The sequence below is a fragment of the Variovorax sp. YR266 genome (assembly GCF_900107295.1).
GTDB lineage: Bacteria > Pseudomonadota > Gammaproteobacteria > Burkholderiales > Burkholderiaceae_C > Variovorax.
This window is the reverse complement of record NZ_FNPM01000041.1, coordinates 1-2,474: the sequence shown is the minus strand read 5'-3', so window position 1 is coordinate 2,474 and position 2,474 is coordinate 1. Positions and strand designations below refer to the sequence as shown.

Sequence of the window (2,474 nt, the reverse complement as noted above, 5' to 3'; positions counted from 1 at the left end):
CCGAAGGGCGTGAGCTCCAGGCGGTAGCCCGGCACCTCGCGCACGTTGACGCTGCCCACGTTCAGCTCGCGGATGAAGCGCGTGATGTAGTCCATGCGGTTCGTGCACACCGCCGACGACAGCCCGTAGGCCGTGCCGTTGGAGATGCGGATCGCCTCCTCGATCGTCCTGAAGCGGATCACCGGCGACACCGGCCCGAAGGTCTCGTGCCTGGCCACCGTCATCCCGGGGTCCACATGGTCGAGCACCGTCGGCGAATACAGCGCACCGCTGCGCTCATTGCCGTACAGCAGCTTCGCACCCGCCTTGATCGCCTCGTTGACCACCGCCTCGAACTGGATCGCAGCCGCCTCGTCGATCACCGTGCCCATGTCCGTGGCCGGGTCCATCGGGTCGCCGTACTTCAGCGCCTTTGTCTTGGCCAGCAGCAACTCCACGAACCGGTCCGCCACCGCCTCGTGCACCAGCATGCGCTTGATCGCCGTGCAGCGCTGGCCCGAGTTCTTGTACGAGCCGCTGGCCGCCAGCGTGGCGGCCTCCTCGACGTCCGCATCCTCCATCACGATGATCGGATCATTGCCCCCCAGCTCCAGGATCTGGCGCTTGTACACCGCCTTGCCCGCGATGTACTTGCCGATGGCCACGCCCCCCGTGAAGGTGACCAGGTCCACGTCGGCGCTGGTGAGCATCTCGTCGGCAATCTCGCGCGGGTCTCCCGTGATCACCGACAGCATCGGCGGCGGCAGGCCCGCCTCGTACAGGATGTCGGCCAGGATGAAGGCCGTCAGCGGCGTCTTCTCGCTGGGCTTGAGCACCATGCGGTTGTTGGTGGCAATGGAGGGCGCCACCTTGTGGATCACCTGGTTCAGCGGGTGGTTGAACGGCGTGATGGCCGTGATCGCACCCTGCAGCGGCTCGCGCAGCGTGTAGACCTTGCGGCTCTTGCCGTGGTGCGTGAGGTCGCAGGAGAACACCTGTCCGTCGTCCACCAGCGCCTGGTTGGCCGCGAACAGCAGCACGTCGGAGGCGCGGCCCACCTCGTACAGCGAGTCCTTGCGGCACAGGCCCGACTCCATCGTGATCACGCGCGAGATCTCGTCCAGGCGCGAGGCGATGATCTCGCCCGCGCGCATCAGGATCTTGTAGCGCTCGTAGCGCGTGAGGGTGGGCTTGTAGTCGCGTGCGATCTTGTAGGCAACCCGAACATCTTCGAGCGTGGCCTTGGGCACGGTGGCGATCACTTCGCCGGTGTAGGGGTAGGTGACGTCGATCGTGCGGTCGCGGTGAATCCGCTCGCCGGCAATGCGCAGGGCTTCGCGGTGAATGGTGCCTGGCTTCAGGGTGGCTTGGCTCATGGGGGAGTGCTCCGGGCGACGGTTTACTGGGCGTGGTTCAGCGCAAGGTCCAGCGCATCGAAGTTGCGCAGCCGGCGGCTGGCGGCAATGCCGGTGACCGGCCGGTTGCAGATCAGCGGCACGCGCTGCTCCGACACCCCGCCGTGCGAGCGCAGCGGCACTTCCAGCGCCGACAGGTCATGCCGGCTGGCCGAGGTGCCGATGACCGTGCTCTGCTCGCTGACCACCACGATGTCGCCGATGCGGTCGGGCGGCAGCTCGAAGCGCGCGGCCGCGTCCTTGCGCGAGAGCACCAGCTCCATGCCCGGCAGGCGCTGGATGCGCTCGATCCAGCCCGGCACGCGGGCCTCGTCGGGGGCGTACACGGTGGCAAACGAGCCCAGCGCGCCGTGGTGCACCACGTACGGGTCGGTGATCGGCAGGATCACGCGGGCCTGGTCCTTGCCGTACCAGTCGTCGAGCACGTCCTGCAGGTAGATGACCTTGGGGGCGCCGTCGGCGTCGTGCTTGTCGTTCATGCCGTGGTCGGCCGTGAGCACGATGGTGGCGCCCAGCGCATCGAGCTGCGCGAGGTAGCCGTCCATCATGGCGTAGAAGGCGTTGGCCGCGGGGCTGCCGGGGGCGGCCTTGTGCTGCACGTAGTCGGTGGTCGACAGGTACATCAGGTCGGGGCGGCGCGATTCCATGAGCTTCACGCCTGCGGCGAAGACGAACTCCGACAGCTCCGCGCTGTACACCGAGGGCACGGGCATGCCGACCATCTTGACCACGCCGTCGATGCCGTTCTCCTCGATGGTGGCCTGGTCGGCCTTCTCGGACGAGAAGCAGATGCCCTTCATGCGGTGGCCCAGCAGCTTGCGCAGCTTGTCCTTGGCGGTGACCACCGCGAGCGAGGCGCCTGCATCGGCGAAGGCTGCGAGCACGGTGCCCGCGCGCAGGTACTTGGGGTCGTTCATCATGACTTCCTGGCCGAGTTCGCGGTCGAAGAAGTAGTTGCCGCAGATGCCGTGCACGGCCGGTGGGGCGCCGGTGACGATGGACAGGTTGTTCGGGTTGGTGAAGGAGGGCACCACGCAGTCGGCCAGCAGGTCTGCTCCGGTCTTGCGCATGCGCTCGATG

General features: G+C 67.4%; 2 protein-coding genes. Both read right to left on the bottom strand.

Annotated features, from left to right (window positions below; genetic code table 11):
• The coding region (phnY, locus tag BLW48_RS34820) for a phosphonoacetaldehyde dehydrogenase (protein WP_093180249.1) at positions 1 to 1,355 on the bottom strand (1,355 nt) is incomplete at its 3' end.
• A 23-nt stretch (positions 1,356 to 1,378) separates the two neighbouring features.
• Positions 1,379 to 2,474, bottom strand: a 1,096-nt coding sequence (phnA, locus tag BLW48_RS34815; RefSeq protein WP_143047886.1) for a phosphonoacetate hydrolase, incomplete at its 5' end; no start/stop codon positions are given.